Origin of the sequence: Arsenicicoccus dermatophilus, from assembly GCF_022568795.1 — a bacterium.
GTDB lineage: Bacteria > Actinomycetota > Actinomycetes > Actinomycetales > Dermatophilaceae > Arsenicicoccus > Arsenicicoccus dermatophilus.
The window spans coordinates 140821-156680 of sequence record NZ_JAKZHU010000002.1 but is presented as its reverse complement, the minus strand read 5'-3'; the positions used below and the strand labels follow the sequence as shown (position 1 = coordinate 156680).

The following is a 15860-nucleotide window of genomic DNA, read 5'->3' as shown; positions in this document are numbered from 1 at the left end:
TCACAGGTCACTCCAGTATGCCGATCCAACCTGGGCGTCCCGTGCCTGTCACGTCATCTCCTCGTCACGCCCTGCCCCCGACCAGGTGTGGACGACCATGGGAAGGACATGACAAAGTGACACTTTGTCATGTCACTCTCGACGAGGAGAACTCCCATGCCAGCAGTGCGCGTCGCCGTCGTCGGCGTCGGCAACTGTGCGACGTCCCTGATCCAGGGCGTCCACTACTACAAGGACGCCGACCCCCACGACTCCGTGCCGGGCCTGATGCACGTCCAGTTCGGCGACTACCACGTGCGCGACGTGCAGTTCGTGGCAGCCTTCGACGTCGACGACAAGAAGGTCGGCAAGGACCTGTCGGAGGCGATCGACGCCTCGGAGAACAACACGATCAAGATCTGCGACGTCCCGACCCTCGGCGTCGAGGTGCAGCGCGGCCCCACCCTGGACGGGCTCGGCAAGTACTACCGGATGACCATCGACGAGTCCCCGGCCGAGCCGGTCGACGTCGTCCAGGTCCTCAAGGACAACCAGGTGGACGTGCTCGTGTCCTACCTGCCGGTGGGCTCGGAGGAGGCCGACAAGTTCTACGCCCAGTGCGCGATCGACGCGGGCGTGGCCTTCGTCAACGCCCTGCCCGTCTTCATCGCCAGCGACCCGGAGTGGGCGGCCAAGTTCACCGAGGCCGGCGTGCCGATCATCGGCGACGACATCAAGTCCCAGGTGGGCGCCACCATCACCCACCGGGTCATGGCCAAGCTGTTCGAGGACCGCGGGGTCACCCTGGACCGGACCTACCAGCTCAACGTCGGCGGCAACATGGACTTCAAGAACATGCTCGAGCGCGAGCGCCTGGAGTCCAAGAAGGTCTCCAAGACCCAGGCCGTCACGTCCAACCTGACCGGCTCGCTCGCCGGGAAGACCGACGACCGCAACGTGCACATCGGCCCCTCGGACTACGTCGCCTGGCTCGACGACCGCAAGTGGGCCTACGTCCGCCTGGAGGGGCGCGCCTTCGGCGACGTGCCGCTCAACCTCGAGTACAAGCTGGAGGTCTGGGACTCGCCCAACTCCGCCGGCATCATCATCGACGCGATCCGGGCGGCCAAGATCGCCAAGGACCGCGGCATCGGCGGCCCCCTGCTGTCCCCCGCGGCATACCTGATGAAGTCGCCCCCGGAGCAGCGCCCCGACGAGGAGGGCCGCGCGCGCGTCGAGGCCTTCATCGCGGGCAGCGAGCCCCGCTGACCCGGCGGGCGATGCGTCGCAGCGGGCGCTGATCCGCTGCGTGGGCAGGGGCAGGGGTCTACGGTCGGAGCATGCAGCTCGCCGAGGAACTCCTGCTCCTGCTCACGGACGATGAGACCGGCCGCATGACGGTCCCCGAGCGGGTCCTCGACCTCGCCGTCGCCGGCGGGGCGCTCAGCGAGCTCGGCGCGGTGGAGCGGGTGCGCGTCGTCGACGAGCACGAGCACGTGACGGGTTCCCTCGGCGAGCCGGTGCAGTCCGGGCGCCTGGTGATCGACGACGAGGTCGAGCACCAGCCCGACCCGGTGCTGGACGCCGCGCTCGAGGGCTTCCGCGGGATGCAGGGGCGCAAGCTCACCAACGTGCTGCCCATCCTCGGCCGGTCGCTGTATCCCCTGCTGCACCGCGACCTGGAGGCCAAGGGCGTCCTGCGCCGCGAGGCCCCCGCCCGACGGTCGATGGTCCCCCGCACGACCTGGGTGGCCGTGGACTCCAGCCACGAGAACGAGGTCCGCGAGCACATCGCCGACGTGCTGCTGCGCCACGCCGACCCCGACGACCGGGCCCGGCACCTGATCGGCCTGCTGCACGCCATCGACGGACTGCTCGTGGCGCTGCCCGAGCTGGCGGCCGACGAGGAGACCGCGCTGCGCACCGCCCTGGAGGTGCGGGCGCTGACCGACGTGCACGGCCCGTGCGGCCGGGTCCTCGCCGCGGTGGACGAGCTGATGGGGCACTGACCGACGACTCTCCCGACCCCGGGGCGAGCGGCAGACTCCCCGCCGCACAAGGGCGGGGTGCCCCGGCGCGCCTCGTGCGTGCGTCTAGGATCGACGCGAACCACCGCCACGCGCCCGAGGAGTCTCGTGAAGATCACCGTCGTCGGTCTCGGCAAGATCGGCCTGCCGCTCGCCGTCCAGTTCGCCAGGTCGGGGCACGAGGTGATCGGCGCCGACGTGTCCCAGCGGGTCGTCGACCTCGTCAACGAAGGCACCGAGCCCTTCCCCGGCGAGGCGCACCTGCAGGAGTACCTCTCCGAGGTGGTCCCCGCCGGTCGGCTGACCGCCTCCACCGACACCGCCGCCGCCGTCCGCGAGTCGGACGCCGTGGTGGTCGTCGTCCCGCTGTTCGTCGACGAGGAGGCCCGCCCCGACTTCGGGTGGATGGACTCCGCCACCGACGACATCGCCCGCGGCCTGGACAAGGACCGCCAGACCCTCGTGATCTACGAGACCACGCTGCCCGTCGGCACCACCCGCACCCGCTGGAAGCCGCGCCTCGAGCAGGGCTCCGGACTCGTCGAGGGCCAGGACTTCCACCTGGTGTTCTCCCCCGAGCGGGTCCTGACCGGGCGCGTCTTCGCCGACCTGCGCAAGTACCCCAAGCTCCTCGGCGGGCTGTCGCCCGAGGGCGCCCGCCGGGCCACGGAGTTCTACGAGCAGGTGCTGGAGTTCGACGAGCGCCCCGACCTGCAGCGCGGCAACGGCGTCTGGGACCTCGGCTCCGCCGAGGCCGCCGAGATGGCCAAGCTCGCCGAGACGACCTACCGCGACGTCAACATCGGCCTGGCCAACCAGTTCGGCCGCTTCGCCGCCGCGCACGGCATCGACGTCTACCAGGTCATCGAGGCCTCCAACTCCCAGCCCTACTCGCACATCCACCGGCCCGGCATCGCCGTCGGCGGCCACTGCATCCCGGTCTACCCGCGGCTCTACCTGTGGAACGACCCCGACGCCACCGTCGTGCGGGCGGCCCGGGAGGCGAACGCCTCGATGCCGGCATACACCGTCGGTCTGGCCGCCGGAGCGCTCGGCGGATCGCTGACGGGCACCAAGGTCGCCGTCCTCGGCGCGTCATACCGCGGCGGGGTGAAGGAGACGGCCTTCTCCGGCATCTTCGGCACCGTCGAGGAGCTCACCCGCCAGGGTGCGGTCGTCGCCGTGCACGACCCGATGTACACCGACGAGGAGATCGAGCGGTTCGGCTGGACGCCCTACCACCTCGGCGAGCAGGTCGACGTGGCCATCGTCCAGGCGGACCACCGGGAGTATGCCGGTCTGACCGCGCGCGACCTCCCGGGCGCGACGGTCGTCGTCGACGGCCGCAGGATCCTCGACCAGGCGGGCTTCGACGGCGTCCGCCTCCTCACCGTGGGGACCGCCGAGCACGTCGGCGAGTTCCCCGAGACCAAGGAGAGCTGAATGACCCGCGACAACGTCCGCATCGTCGACTCCGCCGACGTCGCCGACAACGCGCAGATCGGCGAGGGATCGAGCATCTGGCACCTCGCCCAGGTGCGCGAGGACGCCGTGCTGGGCACCGGCTGCATCATCGGCCGCGGCGCCTACGTCGGCACCGGCGTGCACATGGGCGACAACTGCAAGCTGCAGAACTACGCCCTCGTCTACGAGCCCGCCCGTCTCGAGGACGGCGTCTTCGTCGGCCCCGCCGTCGTCTTCACCAACGACCACTACCCCCGCTCGATCTCGCCGGACGGCACCCTCAAGCGCGGTGACGACTGGGAGGCCGTGGGCGTCACCTGCAAGCAGGGCGCGTCCATCGGTGCCCGCAGCGTCTGCGTCGCCCCCGTCACCATCGGCCGCTGGGCCCTGGTAGCCGCCGGTTCCGTGGTGGTCAAGGACGTGCCCGACTTCGCGCTGGTGGCGGGCGTGCCCGCCAAGCGGCTGCGCTGGGTCGGCAAGGCCGGGGTCCCCCTGGAGCAGACCGGCGACGACGAGTTCACCTGTCCGCAGACGGGTGAGAAGTACATCCAGAACGGTGAGACCCTCACCGAGGCCTCCGCGGCCACGACCGAGACGGAGTAAGGAAACCATGGCTGATTTCATCCCCCCGGCAAAGCCGCTCATCGGCGAGGAGGAGATCGAGGCCGTCGCGCGCGTCATGCGCTCCGGCATGATCGCCCAGGGCCCCGAGGTCGCTGCGTTCGAGAAGGAGTTCTCCGAGCACTTCAAGCTCGGCCGCGCCTCCGTCGCCGTCAACTCCGGCACGTCCGGCCAGCACATCGGCATGCTCGCCGCGGGCGTCAAGGCCGGCGACGAGGTCATCGTCCCGTCCTTCACCTTCGCCGCGACCTGCAACTCGGTCGCGCTGACCGGTGCGACGCCGGTCTTCGCGGACATCGACGCCGACGACTTCTGCCTCTCTCCCCGGGCGATCGAGGCCGCGATCACCGACAAGACCGTCGGCATCATGCCCGTCCACCTCTACGGACACCCGGCCAAGATGGACCAGATCGTCGAGATCGCCAAGAAGCACGACCTCCAGGTCTTCGAGGACGCCGCGCAGGCGCACGGCGCCTCGCTGCACGGCACGCCCGTCGGGTCCTTCGGCACCTTCGGCATGTTCTCGCTCTACCCCACCAAGAACATGACCTCGGGCGAGGGCGGCATGATCACCATCGCCGACCCCGAGATCGAGCGCCGCGCCCGCCTCTACCGCAACCAGGGCATGCTGCAGCAGTACCACAACGAGGTCGTGGGCCTGAACAACCGGATGACGGACATCCACGCCGCCATCGGCCGCGTCCAGCTCACCAAGGTCGACGCCTGGACCGCCAAGCGCCAGGAGAACGCCGCCTTCCTGTCCTCCCACCTCGAGGGCGTCACCCCGCCGCCGGTCGCCGAGGGCGCCGTGCACGTCTACCACCAGTACACGATCCGCGTGGCCGACGACCGCGACGGCCTGGCCAAGGCCCTCAAGGAGGAGTACTCCATCGGGTCCGGGATGTTCTACCCCGTGCCCAACCACCAGCTGAAGCCCTTCGCCGGCACCACCGACGACGCCCAGCTCCCGGAGACCATGAAGGCCGCCCGCGAGTGCCTGTCCCTCCCGGTCCACCCCTCGCTCAGCCAGGGTGACCTCGAGCGCATCGTCACCGCGGTCAACACCCTCGCGAAGGCTGGTGCGTGATGGCAGACCTGCGCGCCGGCCTCATCGGCCTCGGCATGATGGGCCGCCACCACGCCCGCGTCCTCGGCTCCCTCGAGGGCGTCGAGCTCGTGGCCGTCGCCGACCCCGCCGGAGACGTCCACGGCGTCGCCGGTGGCCGTCCGGTCCTGTCCAGCATCGACGAGCTCATCGAGCAGAAGCTCGACTACGTCATGGTCGCCGCCCCCACCGGGCTGCACGAGGAGATCGGCCTCAAGCTCGCCGCCGCCGGCGTGCACTGCATGGTCGAGAAGCCCCTCGCCCACGACACCGAGTCCTCCGAGCGCCTCGCCAAGGCCTTCGCGGACGCCGGGCTGGTCGGCGCCGTCGGCCACATCGAGCGCTACAACCCCGCCCTCCAGCAGGCCCGCGCCCGCATCGAGGCCGGCGACCTGGGTGACCTCTACCAGGTGGCCACCCGCCGTCAGGGTCCCTTCCCGGGCCGGATCGCCGACGTGGGGGTCGTCAAGGACCTCGGCACCCACGACATCGACCTGACCGCGTGGGTCACCCAGCAGACCTTCACCTCGGTGTCGGCCCGCACCACCACGCGCTCGGGCCGCCCCCACGAGGACATGGTCGCCGCCGTCGGCCAGCTCTCCAAGGGCACCATCACGTCTCACCTGGTCAACTGGCTGTCGCCGCTCAAGGAGCGCACCACGGTCATCACCGGTGAGAAGGGCGCCTTCATCGCCGACACCCTGCACGCCGACCTGACGTTCTACGCCAACGGCTCCGTGCAGACCACCTGGGACGACGTCTCCCGCTTCCGGGGCGTCTCCGAGGGCGACATGGTGCGCTTCGCGTTCGCCAAGCCCGAGCCGCTGCGCACCGAGCACGAGCAGTTCCGCGACGCCGTCCTCGGCAAGGACGCGGACATCGTGACGATGGAGCAGGGCCTGGCCACGGTCAAGGTCGCCGAGGCGATGATCGAGTCCGCCAAGAACGGCACCGTGATCACCTTCTGAGTCCCTCCGGACCCACCTGACGCCCGCCGGTCGCTGGACCGGCGGGCGTCGGCATACCCGCACCCGCGCCTGCCCTCGGACCCGCCACCAGGGGCACGTGGCCGGAGACACCCGGCGTGTCGCCACCACGTGCCACTGGTGGGTAGGCGCGGGGCGGGGTGGGAGGATGGCGGCCGTGAGCGCGAGCACCGTCGACATCGTCATCGCCGTCCACCGCACCGACCGGCCGGTGGGTCGGGCCGCCGCGAGCGTGCTCCAGGGCTCCGGCCCGGGCATCTGTCCGCTCGTCGTCGGCCACGGCCTGGACGTCGACACCGTGCGCGGCCTGCTGCCCGAGGCCATCCGCGACCGCACCCGCGTGATCAGCCACGTCGACGGGATCCCCGCGCCCGGTGGCCCCTTCAACGCCGGGCTGGACGCCAGCGACGCGACCTACGTCGGGGTCATGGGCAGCGACGACACCCTGGAGCCCGGAGCCGTCGAGGCCTGGCGCGCGATCGCCGACGAGCATCGCAGCGCCGCCGTCGTCGCCCGGGTCGTCCACTCGACCGGCGGCGTCCTGCGCACCCCGCCCGTCCGGGCCCTGCGCCTGCGCGGGGGCGACCTGGACCTGGCCCGCGACCGCCTCGCCTATCGCACGGCGCCGCTCGGCCTGATGCGCACGGCGACCCTGCGCGAGCACGACATCCGGCTCACGGAGGGCTTCGCGACCGGCGAGGACCTGGCCTTCTCCACCCGGCTGTGGTCGCTCGGGCGACGGCTGCGGTATGCCGCGGACGCGCCGGCATATGTCATCGGCCACGACGAGCAGGAGCGGATCACGACCTCGGTGCGCCCGGTGGCCGACGACCTCGCCGCCGTGGTGGACCTCGTGGAGCGGCCGTGGTTCGCCGGGCTGCCGGCCGCCCACCGCACCGCCGTCGGCGTGAAGCTGGTGCGCATCCACCTCTTCGGGATCGCCGCCTATCGCGAGCGGGTCACCGCCTGGACCCCCGAGGACCGGATGGCCGCCCGGGACGGGGCGCGGGCCGTGCTGGCTGCCGCCCCGCAGGCGCTGCAGGCCCTCTCGGTGGCCGAGCGCCGGCTGCTGGACGCCATGCTCGATCCCGCGATCCCGGCGGCCCGGCTCGTGGTGGCCTCGCAGGCGCGACGGCGCCACGGGCTGCCCCCCACCCTGGTGACGCCGCAGCCGGAGCACCTGCTGGGCGCCCAGGCGCCGCTGCGGCTGATGGTGGCCTCCCTGCTGATGCGCTGAGGCGCTGAGCAAGCCCTCGCCGCCGGCCGCGACGGACCACGGTCGGCCCTCGCCGCCGCCGCCGTCGCCGGGCCGCCGCCCGGCGCCCGACCCGTGCTCCAGGCGGGCCTGCAGCTGGTCCCCACGCGGCACACCTACGATGGGGGCCATGCGTCGACCTCTCGTGCGAGTGACCTCCCGATTGTTCTCCCCGGAGGTCGCGGCAGGGGCCTTCCGACAGCGCCGACTCGCCGACGCCTTCGCCGCCCTGGGCTGCGAGGTGGAGGTGCTGACCTCGACCCCCGCGCCCGGCTCCCCCGCCGGCGACGACGGTGCCCTGCGGGTGTCCCGCTGGCCCGCCCTGCGCGACGACAACGGCGTGATCCGTGGCTACCTGCCCTACCTGTCCTTCGACCTGCCGCTCGTCGTGCGCGCCCTCGTGCGAGGCCGGCCGGACCTGTATGTCGTCGAGCCGCCGCCCACCACCGGGGCGGTCATGCTGGCGGTCTCCCGGCTGCAGCAGGTCCCCTACGTCTGGTACGCCGCGGACATCTGGTCCGACGCGGCCGGTTCCGCAGGGGCACCCGCCCCCGTGGTCGCCGGGCTGCGCCTCGTCGAGCGAACCGTGCTGCGCGGCGCCGCCGTCGTGCTGTCCGTGTCCGACGCGGTCACCGACCGGCTCGTCGAGCTCGGGGTCCCCCGCGAGCAGGTCATCACCGTGGGCAACGGGGTAGACACCACGGTGTTCACGCCCGAGGGCCCACGGCAGGAGAGCGAGGAGCCCTACCTCGTCTACACCGGCACGATGAGCGAGTGGCAGGGCGCGGGCGTCTTCGTCGAGGCCCTCGCCGAGCACCGTCGCCGCGGCGGCCGCTGCCGGCTGGTCTTTCTCGGCCAGGGCAGCGAGCTGCCCGCCCTCAAGGAGCTGGCCGCCCGCCTGGTCCCGGGCGCCGTCGACTTCCCCGGCGTGGTCGCCCCCGAGGTCGCCGCCCGCTACCTGCGCGGCGCCACGGCAGCCCTGGTGTCCATCAAGCCCGGCCTGGGCTACGACTTCGCCCGCCCCACCAAGATCTATGCCGCCGCGGCCACCGGCACGCCCGTGATCTTCGCCGGCGCGACCGACGCCGCGGGAGCCGAGCTGGTGCGAGGCGAGCGGCTGGGGCTGGCGGCGGAGTTCACGCCGACGGCGGTCGCCGTCGCCATGGACTCGGTGACCACGTCCTTCGGCATACCGGACCCGGAGCACCTGGTGGCCTGGACCCGGACGCACGCCTCGCTGACCGCGCGGACCCACGACGCCGCGGTCGCCGTGATCGCGCGCCTGCGGGGGACCGGGGGCCGCCGATGAAGAACCTGATCCCCACCATCCGCCGTCTGCTCACGCTGCTCCCGGCGGGTGCCCGGCGCTACCTCGGCTTCTTCGCGATCACCTCCGCGGGGCTGACCCTGCTGGACACCGCCGCCCTGGCGATGATGGCCCTCGTCCTGCAGCCGCTGATGAACACCCCCGGTGGCGGGGTGCCCCGGGTCAGCGGCGTCCCCCTCCTCGGCACCGTCGAGGGGTCCGCCGTGGCGTGGCTGCTCCTGGCCGCCGGCACCCTGATGATCGTCAAGGCCCTGCTCGTCCTGGCGCTGCAGTTCCACTCCACCCGGACCTTCGAGACCTACGAGCTGTCCATCGGCCGCCAGCTCTTCCAGGCGTACATCCGGTCGCCGTGGACCGAGCGGCTCAAGCGCTCGTCGACCCAGCTCGCTTCGCTCGCGGACGTGGGCCTGGCCAACATGATCGCCGGGGTGCTCCTGCCCGCCGCGCAGCTGCCCACCGAGATCGTGACCATGCTGTCGGTCACGACGATCATCCTGGTCCGCGACCCGCTCACCGCCTGCCTCACGGTGGCCTACCTCGGGGTGATCGCCCTGGTGATCTATGCCTGGGTGGGGCGGCAGGCGCGCATCGCGGGGCGGGTCAACCGCGACTCGGCGCTGCACATGAACCAGCTGATGGCCGAGATGGTCTCCGCGCTCAAGGAGATCACGCTGCGGGACAAGTCCGACGAGATGGGCGACCAGATCCACGCCGTCCGGCGCCGGGTCACGCGTTCCCGCGCCAACATCCGCTTCCTCACCGCCGTGCCGAAGTTCGCGACCGACATCGCGCTCGTCGGCGGCCTGCTGCTCATCGGCGGCGCGAACTACCTGCGCGCGGGGATGCCCTCCGCGATGGCGTCGCTCGCGCTCTTCGGGATCGCGGGCTTCAAGATCATCCCGTCGATCACCCGCCTGCAGAACTACGTCACCTCCATCGAGGCCAACGCGCCCTTCGCCGACACGATCATCGAGGACGTGCGCTCGGCCGAGGGTTACCTGCGGACCTACCGCGAGGTCGGGCACCAGCCGCTCGCCGACACGCCGCACGAGCTCACCCTCGGCGACGTGGAGTTCACCTATCCCGGCTCCGACCGGCCCGCCGTCAGCGACGTCGACCTCCGGGTCCCCATGGGCTCGTCGCTCGCCCTGGTCGGGGGCTCGGGCGCGGGCAAGTCCACCCTGGTCGACCTGCTGCTCGGCCTGATCACCCCGACCCACGGCCGGATCGCCATCGACGGGGAGTCCCTCGAGGACGTGCTGCACGCCTGGCGGGAGCGGGTGGGCTATGTTCCGCAGGAGGTCACGCTCTTCGACGGCACCATCGCGCAGAACGTCGCGCTCACCTGGTCCCAGGAGGTCGACGAGACCCGGGTGCGGTCCGCGCTCGCCCGGGCACAGCTGCTGGACATCGTCGAGGCGCGGCCGGGAGGCATCCACGGCCGGATCGGCGAGCGGGGCCTGACCCTGTCGGGCGGACAGCGCCAGCGCCTCGGGATCGCGCGGGCGTTGTACGTCGAACCCCTCGTCCTGGTCCTGGACGAGGCCACCTCCGCGCTGGACACCGCGACCGAGGAGGCCGTCTCCCAGGCGATCCGCGAGATGCACGGCGAGGTCACCGTCGTCGCGGTGGCCCACCGCCTGTCCACGATCCGCCACTCGGACCAGGTGTGCTTCATGCAGGACGGGCGGATCGCCGCGCGGGGGACCTTCGACGAGGTCGTGGCGGCGTCGCCGCAGTTCGCGGAGCAGGCCCGGCTGGCCGGTCTCGTCTGACCCGACCTGCCGGCGGTGGTCGCTCCGCCTGCTCACCTGCTCCAGGCGAGTCCGACCACCGGCGGCAGGTCAGCGGTGGCGGGCCGCCATGGCCCGGTCCAAGAGGGCCCCCGCGACCGCGGCCCGGGTGCGCGGGTCGTCGAAGTGGCTCCCGTCCCGCCGCGCCGGCACACCCCCGGCCACCCGGTCGTCGCAGGGCGCCTTGGCGTCGTGGCAGTAGACGTCATCGATGGCGATCTGCCGGGTCCGGTGGTCCAGGCTCACCACGTCGGCCACCAGGTCGTTCCAGGTGTGCCGGAGCTCGTCGTGGTGGACGAGCCGGTCCAGGAAGGGGTGGCACCGCTGGGGCGTGCACCGGCTGCGGATGCCCACGCCCACGCGGTCGGTCTCCACCATCACCACGGTGGCACCGTGGGTGGTGAGATCCCCGATCCGGGCGCGCAGGTCCCGGCGCTGCACGTCCCAGAAGGCTCGGTCCGTGGCCCGCACCAGGGTGCTGCCGTCATACCGGTCCGCCAGCTCGTAGCGGGACCACCAGATGACGGTCCCCGGGTGGTAGGTGTCCACGGCGGTGCGGATCTTGCCCGGCACCGAGAGGCAGTTCAGTCCCATCCGCTCGCCGGGGGAGATCTCGGTGTGCGCACCCAGCGGCGAGCAGCCGCCCGCCGTCGCGGAGACGAGGGTGAGCCCGCGCTGGTCGGCGGCCGCCGCCAGGTCCGTGAGCAGGCGCTGGGGCACGGAGTCGCCGACCACGAGCACGACCTTGTCGCCGGGCGGGGCGGGGAGGCGGACGATGCTGTTGACCGCGGCCGACGCGGGGGTGCCGCCGAGCACGGCGGCGGCGAGCGCGAGAACCCCCACGATCCCGGCGCTGGAGGTGAGCGTGCGCCGGGGCGTGAGCCGGCGGCTCAGGCTGCCGTCGCGGACCGGCAGCTCCACCAGGTGGTAGGACGCGGCCGCGAGCAGCACCGACAGCGCGACGACGGCGACGGCCCGCCACGGCGCGAAGCCCTCGCCGGGCAGCCAGCAGGCCACCGGCCAGTGCCACAGGTAGATCCCGTAGGAGATGCGCCCCAGGTAGGACACCGGGGGCAGGGCCAGCACCGCCGACAGGCCGGGGACCTCGCCGCGGGCGAGCGCCACGATGACCGCGGCCGAGAGCAGCGAGAAGACGATGGCGCCCGAGCCGAAGTACCACGGGCTGGGGCCGGTGGAGTCACCCAGCTGCGGGATGGCGAGCACCAGCCCGACCGCGCCGATCCACCCGATGACCGGGGCGACGCGGCGGGCCAGCTCTCCCGCGCGGGGGTCGGCGAGCAGGACGGCGACGAGGGTCCCGAGCAGGGGCTCGAAGGCCTTGGTGTCCGAGCCCATGTAGGCCCGGTCGGTGGCGCCGGAGCCCGCGACCCGGACGAACAGCACGGCGGACCCGACGGCCAGCGCGACGCCGACGACGAGGACCGCGCGGCGGGCCCGCCCGGGGCGCCCTCGGCCGATCAGGTGCCAGGTGGCGGCGAGGACGAGCGGCCAGACGAGGTAGAACTGCTCCTCCACGGCCAGCGACCACATGTGCAGCAGCGGCGAGGGGGCACCCTGCGCCGCGAAGTAGCCCGCGGACTCGATGAAGTGCCAGTTCGCGGCATACAGGCTGGTCCACCACAGGTCGGCCCCGAGGGAGGGACGGCGGTATGCCGGAGCCAGGGTCATCGACCACACGAGGACCGCGAGGCACACCAGGAGGGCGGCGGGCAGCAGGCGCTTGAACCGCCGTGACCAGAAGCTCGACAGCCCTGCGCCCCGCCCGCGCATCAGCCCGCGGACCAGCCCGGCGGTGATGAGGTAGCCCGAGAGCACGAAGAACAGGTCGACCCCGAGGAAGCCGCTGTGCATCCCCGGCACCTCGGCGTGGAAGAGGACGACGAGGAAGACCGCGATGGTGCGCAGGCCGTCGAGCGCGTCGAGCCGGCCCCCGTGCTGGGGCCGGGCGTCGCGCCGGGTGAGGCCCGTGGCGGCGGCCTGCGTCTGGTCCGGTCCCGTGGTCGGCGTCCGGTCGGGCGCCGCGGTCGCGTCGTGGTCGGGTGCCTCAGCCACGAGCGGCCGCCTGGTAGGTCGCGACGAGGCGCGGGACCACGGGGTCGGCGACGTGGCGCTCGGCCACCCAGCTGCGGGCGTCCAGGCGGGCGGAGGCGGCGGCCGGGTCGGCGAGGGCCTCGCGGACCTGCGCGACGACCTCGTCGACGGTGCCCTCCAGGACCGGCGGCGTGGTGCCGTCGTCGGGCCGTGGGATCCGCTCGCCGAGGATCGCGGTGGGCACCCCGATCGCCATCGCCTCGAACTCGCTGACCCCCAGCACGTCCCGCGCCTGACCGACCGCGACGTGGGCGGTGGCCAGCAGGCACAGGTAGCCCGCGTGGTCGGTGCGCGGCAGCAGCTCGACGAGCTCGCCGGCCGCGGCCGCGTGCGCGCCCCAGTCCAGACCCACGAGGCGCACCTCGGGCAGGGCTCGGCCCAGGGCTCGGGCCAGGTCGAGGTTGGCGGCCGCCCCCTTGATGTCGTCCCAGCGCGAGGCGAAGACGACGGTGGGGCGGGGGTCGGGGGTCCAGGCGGGCAGCTGGGTGAGGTCGACGAAGGCCGGGAGGTACTCCGCGTCGGCGCGGGCCGTCGTGGCCTGCTCGACGGTGTCGAGGTTGGTGTAGTAGACGTGAGCCGCCTCGTCGATGCCGCGCTGGATCTCGTCGTGGAAGCGCGGGTCCTGCCACTGCTCGCGGATGTCGGTGCCGTGCAGCGTCAGGACATAGGGCCGGCGCGGGATCCCGCGCTCGCGCAGCAGCCGCGCGGTGGTGCCGTAGTGCACGTGCACGACGTCGGCGCGCCCCACGTGCAGCGCCCGGTCCGCGACGAACCGCGCGTAGGTCGCCTTGGCCAGGAGCGGGTTGGCCGGCACGGTCGCGGGGCGCACCCGCTCGGGCGGGAGGTAGTCCCAGCGGCGCCCGCTGCGGGCGGCGGCCTCGACGAGCTGTCGCCCCACGAAGGCACAGTCGTTCAGGTGCAGGATGCGCGGCTCGACGGTCACCGGCCTAGCCTACGAGGCCCGGGTGCCCGCCCCGCCATACCGCCTCGACGGTGCGCCCGGCTCCGGCTGCCACAATGGGCGCATGGCCCGCCCCTCGCTGCTGATCATCTCCTTCTCCGGGCTGCGGTCCGACGCACGCGTCCTCAAGCAGATCCGCCTCTTCACGCCGCAGTACGACGTGACGACGGTGGGCTACGGGGAGGCGCCGGAGGGCGTGGTGGACCACGTGCGGATCCCGGACGAGCTCGTCTACTGGCGCTATCCACGGCCGCTGGTGCTGGCGCGACGGTTCGCCCTGGCCTACTGGCGCAACCCGGTCGTGGCCTACCTGCGCGGCGTCCTGCCCCAGGGTGCCTACGACGTGGTCCTGGCCGACGACGTGGACACCGTCCCGCTCGCCCTGTCGCTGCGCGCCCGCAAGGGCGTCCACGCCGACCTGCACGAGTACGCCCCGCGCATGAAGGAGGACGTCACCCGCTGGCGGCTCTTCGTGGCGCCGCTGATGACCTGGCTGTGCGCCCGGCACGTCACCCGCGCCGACTCGGTGACCACCGTGGGCCGCGGCATCGCTGAGGAGTACCGCAAGGTCTTCGGGATCGACGCGCAGGTCGTCACCAACGCCTCGCCGGCCGCGGACCTCTCGCCGACCCCGGTGCACGAGCCGATCGCCCTGGTCCACGCCGGGCAGGCCCGCCCCGACCGCTACCTCGAGCTGATGATCGACGCGGTGCGCCTCGCGACCCGGCCGTTCACGCTCGACTTCTACCTCACCGGCGAGGACGAGGCCTATCGCGCGACCCTCGCCGAGCGGGCGGCGGGTTTGGACGGGGTGCGGATCCACCCGGCAGTGCCCTACGACCGGCTGCTCGCCGTGCTCAACGACCACGACGCCGGGATCTACGTCCTGCCCCCGGTCAACTTCAACAACCGCTGGGCCCTGCCCAACAAGTTCTTCGACTTCGTCCAGGCCCGGCTGGCGCTCGTGCTGTCCCCCTCGCCGGAGATGGCCGGGATCATCCGCGAGCACGGCCTCGGCGTGGTCACCGAGGACTTCACCGCAGAGTCCCTCGCCGCCGCCCTGGACACGCTGACCCCCGAGTCGGTCGCCGGCTTCAAGGCCGCCTCGCACGCCGCCGCCCACGCCCTGTCCGCCGAGGAGCAGGTGCAGGTGTGGGACCTCGCGATCGCCGCGCTGATGGCCCGATGACCGCCCTCGCCGTCGGGCCGGCCAACTACGCCGGGCAGGCGAGCGCCTGGGCCGCCGCCGTGCAGCGCACCCTGGGGGTGCCGGCCTGGTCCTTCGCCCGCACCGAGGGCTTCGCCTTCCCCGTCGACCGTCGTATGCCGGCCCGCGGCGGCGCCCTGTCGCGCCGGGTCCCGGTGAGCGACCCGGCCGTCGCCCCGGCGTGGTCGGGCGCCACCCACGTCGCCCTCGACGGCTTCCTCGCCCTGTCCGGCGGTCAGGTCGCCGGGCGGCCGGGCCGGGACCTGGCCGAGCTCGCAGCCGCCGGGGTCCGCCCGGCGCTGGTGGCGCACGGTTCGGACGTGCGCGACCCGCTCGGCCACGCGCTGCGGGTGCGGCACTCGTGGTTCCGCACGGCAGGGGTGCCCTATCTCGCGCTCGGCGCGGCGGCGGTCGCCCGCAACCGGGCCGTGCTGCTCGGCTTCGACGGCCCCGTCTACGTGTCCACCCCGGACCTGCTGCACGACGTGCCCCGCGCGACCTGGCTGCCGCTGACCGTCGACCTGGCCCCCTGGGCGGGGACGACGCCGGCGTTCACCCAGGACCGGCTGCCGCGGGTGCTGCACCTGCCGAGCCGCCGCCGCCCGGCGATCAAGGGCACCGACGTCATCGACCCGGTGCTGCGCGGGCTGGCCGCGGAGGGGCTGTGCGACTACCTCGCCCCCGACCACATGCCGCACGCCGAGCTCGTCGAGCTGATCAAGGACGTCGACGTGGTCGTCGACCAGGTCCTGTGCGACTCCTACGGCACCACCGCGGTCGAGGCCATGGCGGCCGGGCGGCTCGTGGTCGCCTCGGTGCTCGGGTCCCGGGACCTCGTCGACGACGAGATCCCCGTCGTGGACGCCACGCCGGCCGACCTGGACGCCGTGCTGCGCCGCGTGCTCACCGACCGGGACGGCTCCGCCGAGCGCGCGGCGCAGGGCCCGGCATACGTCACCCGCCACCACGACGGCCGGGCCGCCGCCGAGGCCCTGCGCCCCTGGCTCGGCGTCCCCGCCTGAC

Annotated in this window: 13 protein-coding genes; 11 read left to right on the top strand and 2 right to left on the bottom strand. The window is 73.0% G+C overall.

All coding sequences use genetic code 11. The features are described from left to right. Positions 1-156 precede the first annotated feature (156 nt). From MM438_RS14035 to MM438_RS13995, 9 genes are all read left to right on the top strand, one after another. The gene (locus MM438_RS14035) at positions 157-1248 is read left to right on the top strand and encodes an inositol-3-phosphate synthase (RefSeq protein WP_241453748.1); all 1092 of its coding nucleotides are present in this window, start codon (positions 157-159) and stop codon (positions 1246-1248) included. A gap of 71 nt (positions 1249-1319) precedes the next feature. Continuing rightward, entirely contained in the window at positions 1320-1988 is a 669-nt protein-coding gene (locus tag MM438_RS14030) for a GOLPH3/VPS74 family protein (protein WP_241453745.1), read from the top strand. A gap of 126 nt (positions 1989-2114) precedes the next feature. Next, the gene (locus MM438_RS14025) at positions 2115-3449 is read left to right on the top strand and encodes a nucleotide sugar dehydrogenase (RefSeq protein WP_241453743.1); all 1335 of its coding nucleotides are present in this window, start codon (positions 2115-2117) and stop codon (positions 3447-3449) included. Beyond that, positions 3450-4073 carry an acyltransferase gene (locus MM438_RS14020; protein WP_241453741.1) on the top strand — a complete coding sequence of 208 codons (624 nt, stop codon included), beginning with the start codon at positions 3450-3452 and terminating at the stop codon, positions 4071-4073. A 7-nt stretch (positions 4074-4080) separates the two neighbouring features. Then, positions 4081-5178, top strand: coding sequence for a DegT/DnrJ/EryC1/StrS family aminotransferase (locus MM438_RS14015; protein ID WP_241453740.1), 1098 nt, complete (start codon positions 4081-4083; stop codon positions 5176-5178). Beyond that, positions 5178-6164 carry a Gfo/Idh/MocA family protein gene (locus MM438_RS14010; protein WP_241453737.1) on the top strand — a complete coding sequence of 329 codons (987 nt, stop codon included), beginning with the start codon at positions 5178-5180 and terminating at the stop codon, positions 6162-6164. Before MM438_RS14015 ends, MM438_RS14010 begins: the two co-directional genes overlap by 1 nt. Before the next feature lie 175 nt (positions 6165-6339). Beyond that, the gene (locus tag MM438_RS14005; protein ID WP_241453735.1) at positions 6340-7419 is read left to right on the top strand and encodes a glycosyltransferase family 2 protein; all 1080 of its coding nucleotides are present in this window, start codon (positions 6340-6342) and stop codon (positions 7417-7419) included. Between the two features lie 148 nt (positions 7420-7567). Further along, the gene (locus tag MM438_RS14000) at positions 7568-8746 is read left to right on the top strand and encodes a glycosyltransferase family 4 protein (protein WP_241453733.1); all 1179 of its coding nucleotides are present in this window, start codon (positions 7568-7570) and stop codon (positions 8744-8746) included. After that, positions 8743-10539: an ABC transporter ATP-binding protein gene (locus MM438_RS13995; RefSeq protein WP_241453730.1), complete on the top strand. Its 1797-nt coding sequence runs from the start codon at positions 8743-8745 to the stop codon at positions 10537-10539. Before MM438_RS14000 ends, MM438_RS13995 begins: the two co-directional genes overlap by 4 nt. A 69-nt stretch (positions 10540-10608) precedes the next feature. Here MM438_RS13995 and MM438_RS16835 read toward each other — a convergent pair whose 3' ends face one another. Continuing rightward, positions 10609-12630 carry an acyltransferase family protein gene (locus tag MM438_RS16835; protein ID WP_241453728.1) on the bottom strand — a complete coding sequence of 674 codons (2022 nt, stop codon included), beginning with the start codon at positions 12628-12630 and terminating at the stop codon, positions 10609-10611. Continuing rightward, on the bottom strand, positions 12623-13612 hold the full coding sequence (locus MM438_RS13985; protein ID WP_241453726.1) for a glycosyltransferase family protein: 990 nt from the start codon (positions 13610-13612) through the stop codon (positions 12623-12625). The genes MM438_RS16835 and MM438_RS13985 overlap by 8 nt, the downstream gene beginning before the upstream one ends. Before the next feature lie 82 nt (positions 13613-13694). Here MM438_RS13985 and MM438_RS13980 point away from each other — a divergent pair, with 82 nt between their 5' ends. Both MM438_RS13980 and MM438_RS13975 read left to right on the top strand, forming a co-directional pair. Next, the gene (locus MM438_RS13980) at positions 13695-14819 is read left to right on the top strand and encodes a glycosyltransferase (RefSeq protein WP_241453724.1); all 1125 of its coding nucleotides are present in this window, start codon (positions 13695-13697) and stop codon (positions 14817-14819) included. Next, positions 14816-15859, top strand: a complete 1044-nt coding sequence (locus MM438_RS13975) for a glycosyltransferase (RefSeq protein WP_241453722.1) — start codon at positions 14816-14818, stop codon at positions 15857-15859. Before MM438_RS13980 ends, MM438_RS13975 begins: the two co-directional genes overlap by 4 nt. The last annotated feature ends 1 nt before the right edge of the window (position 15860 follow it).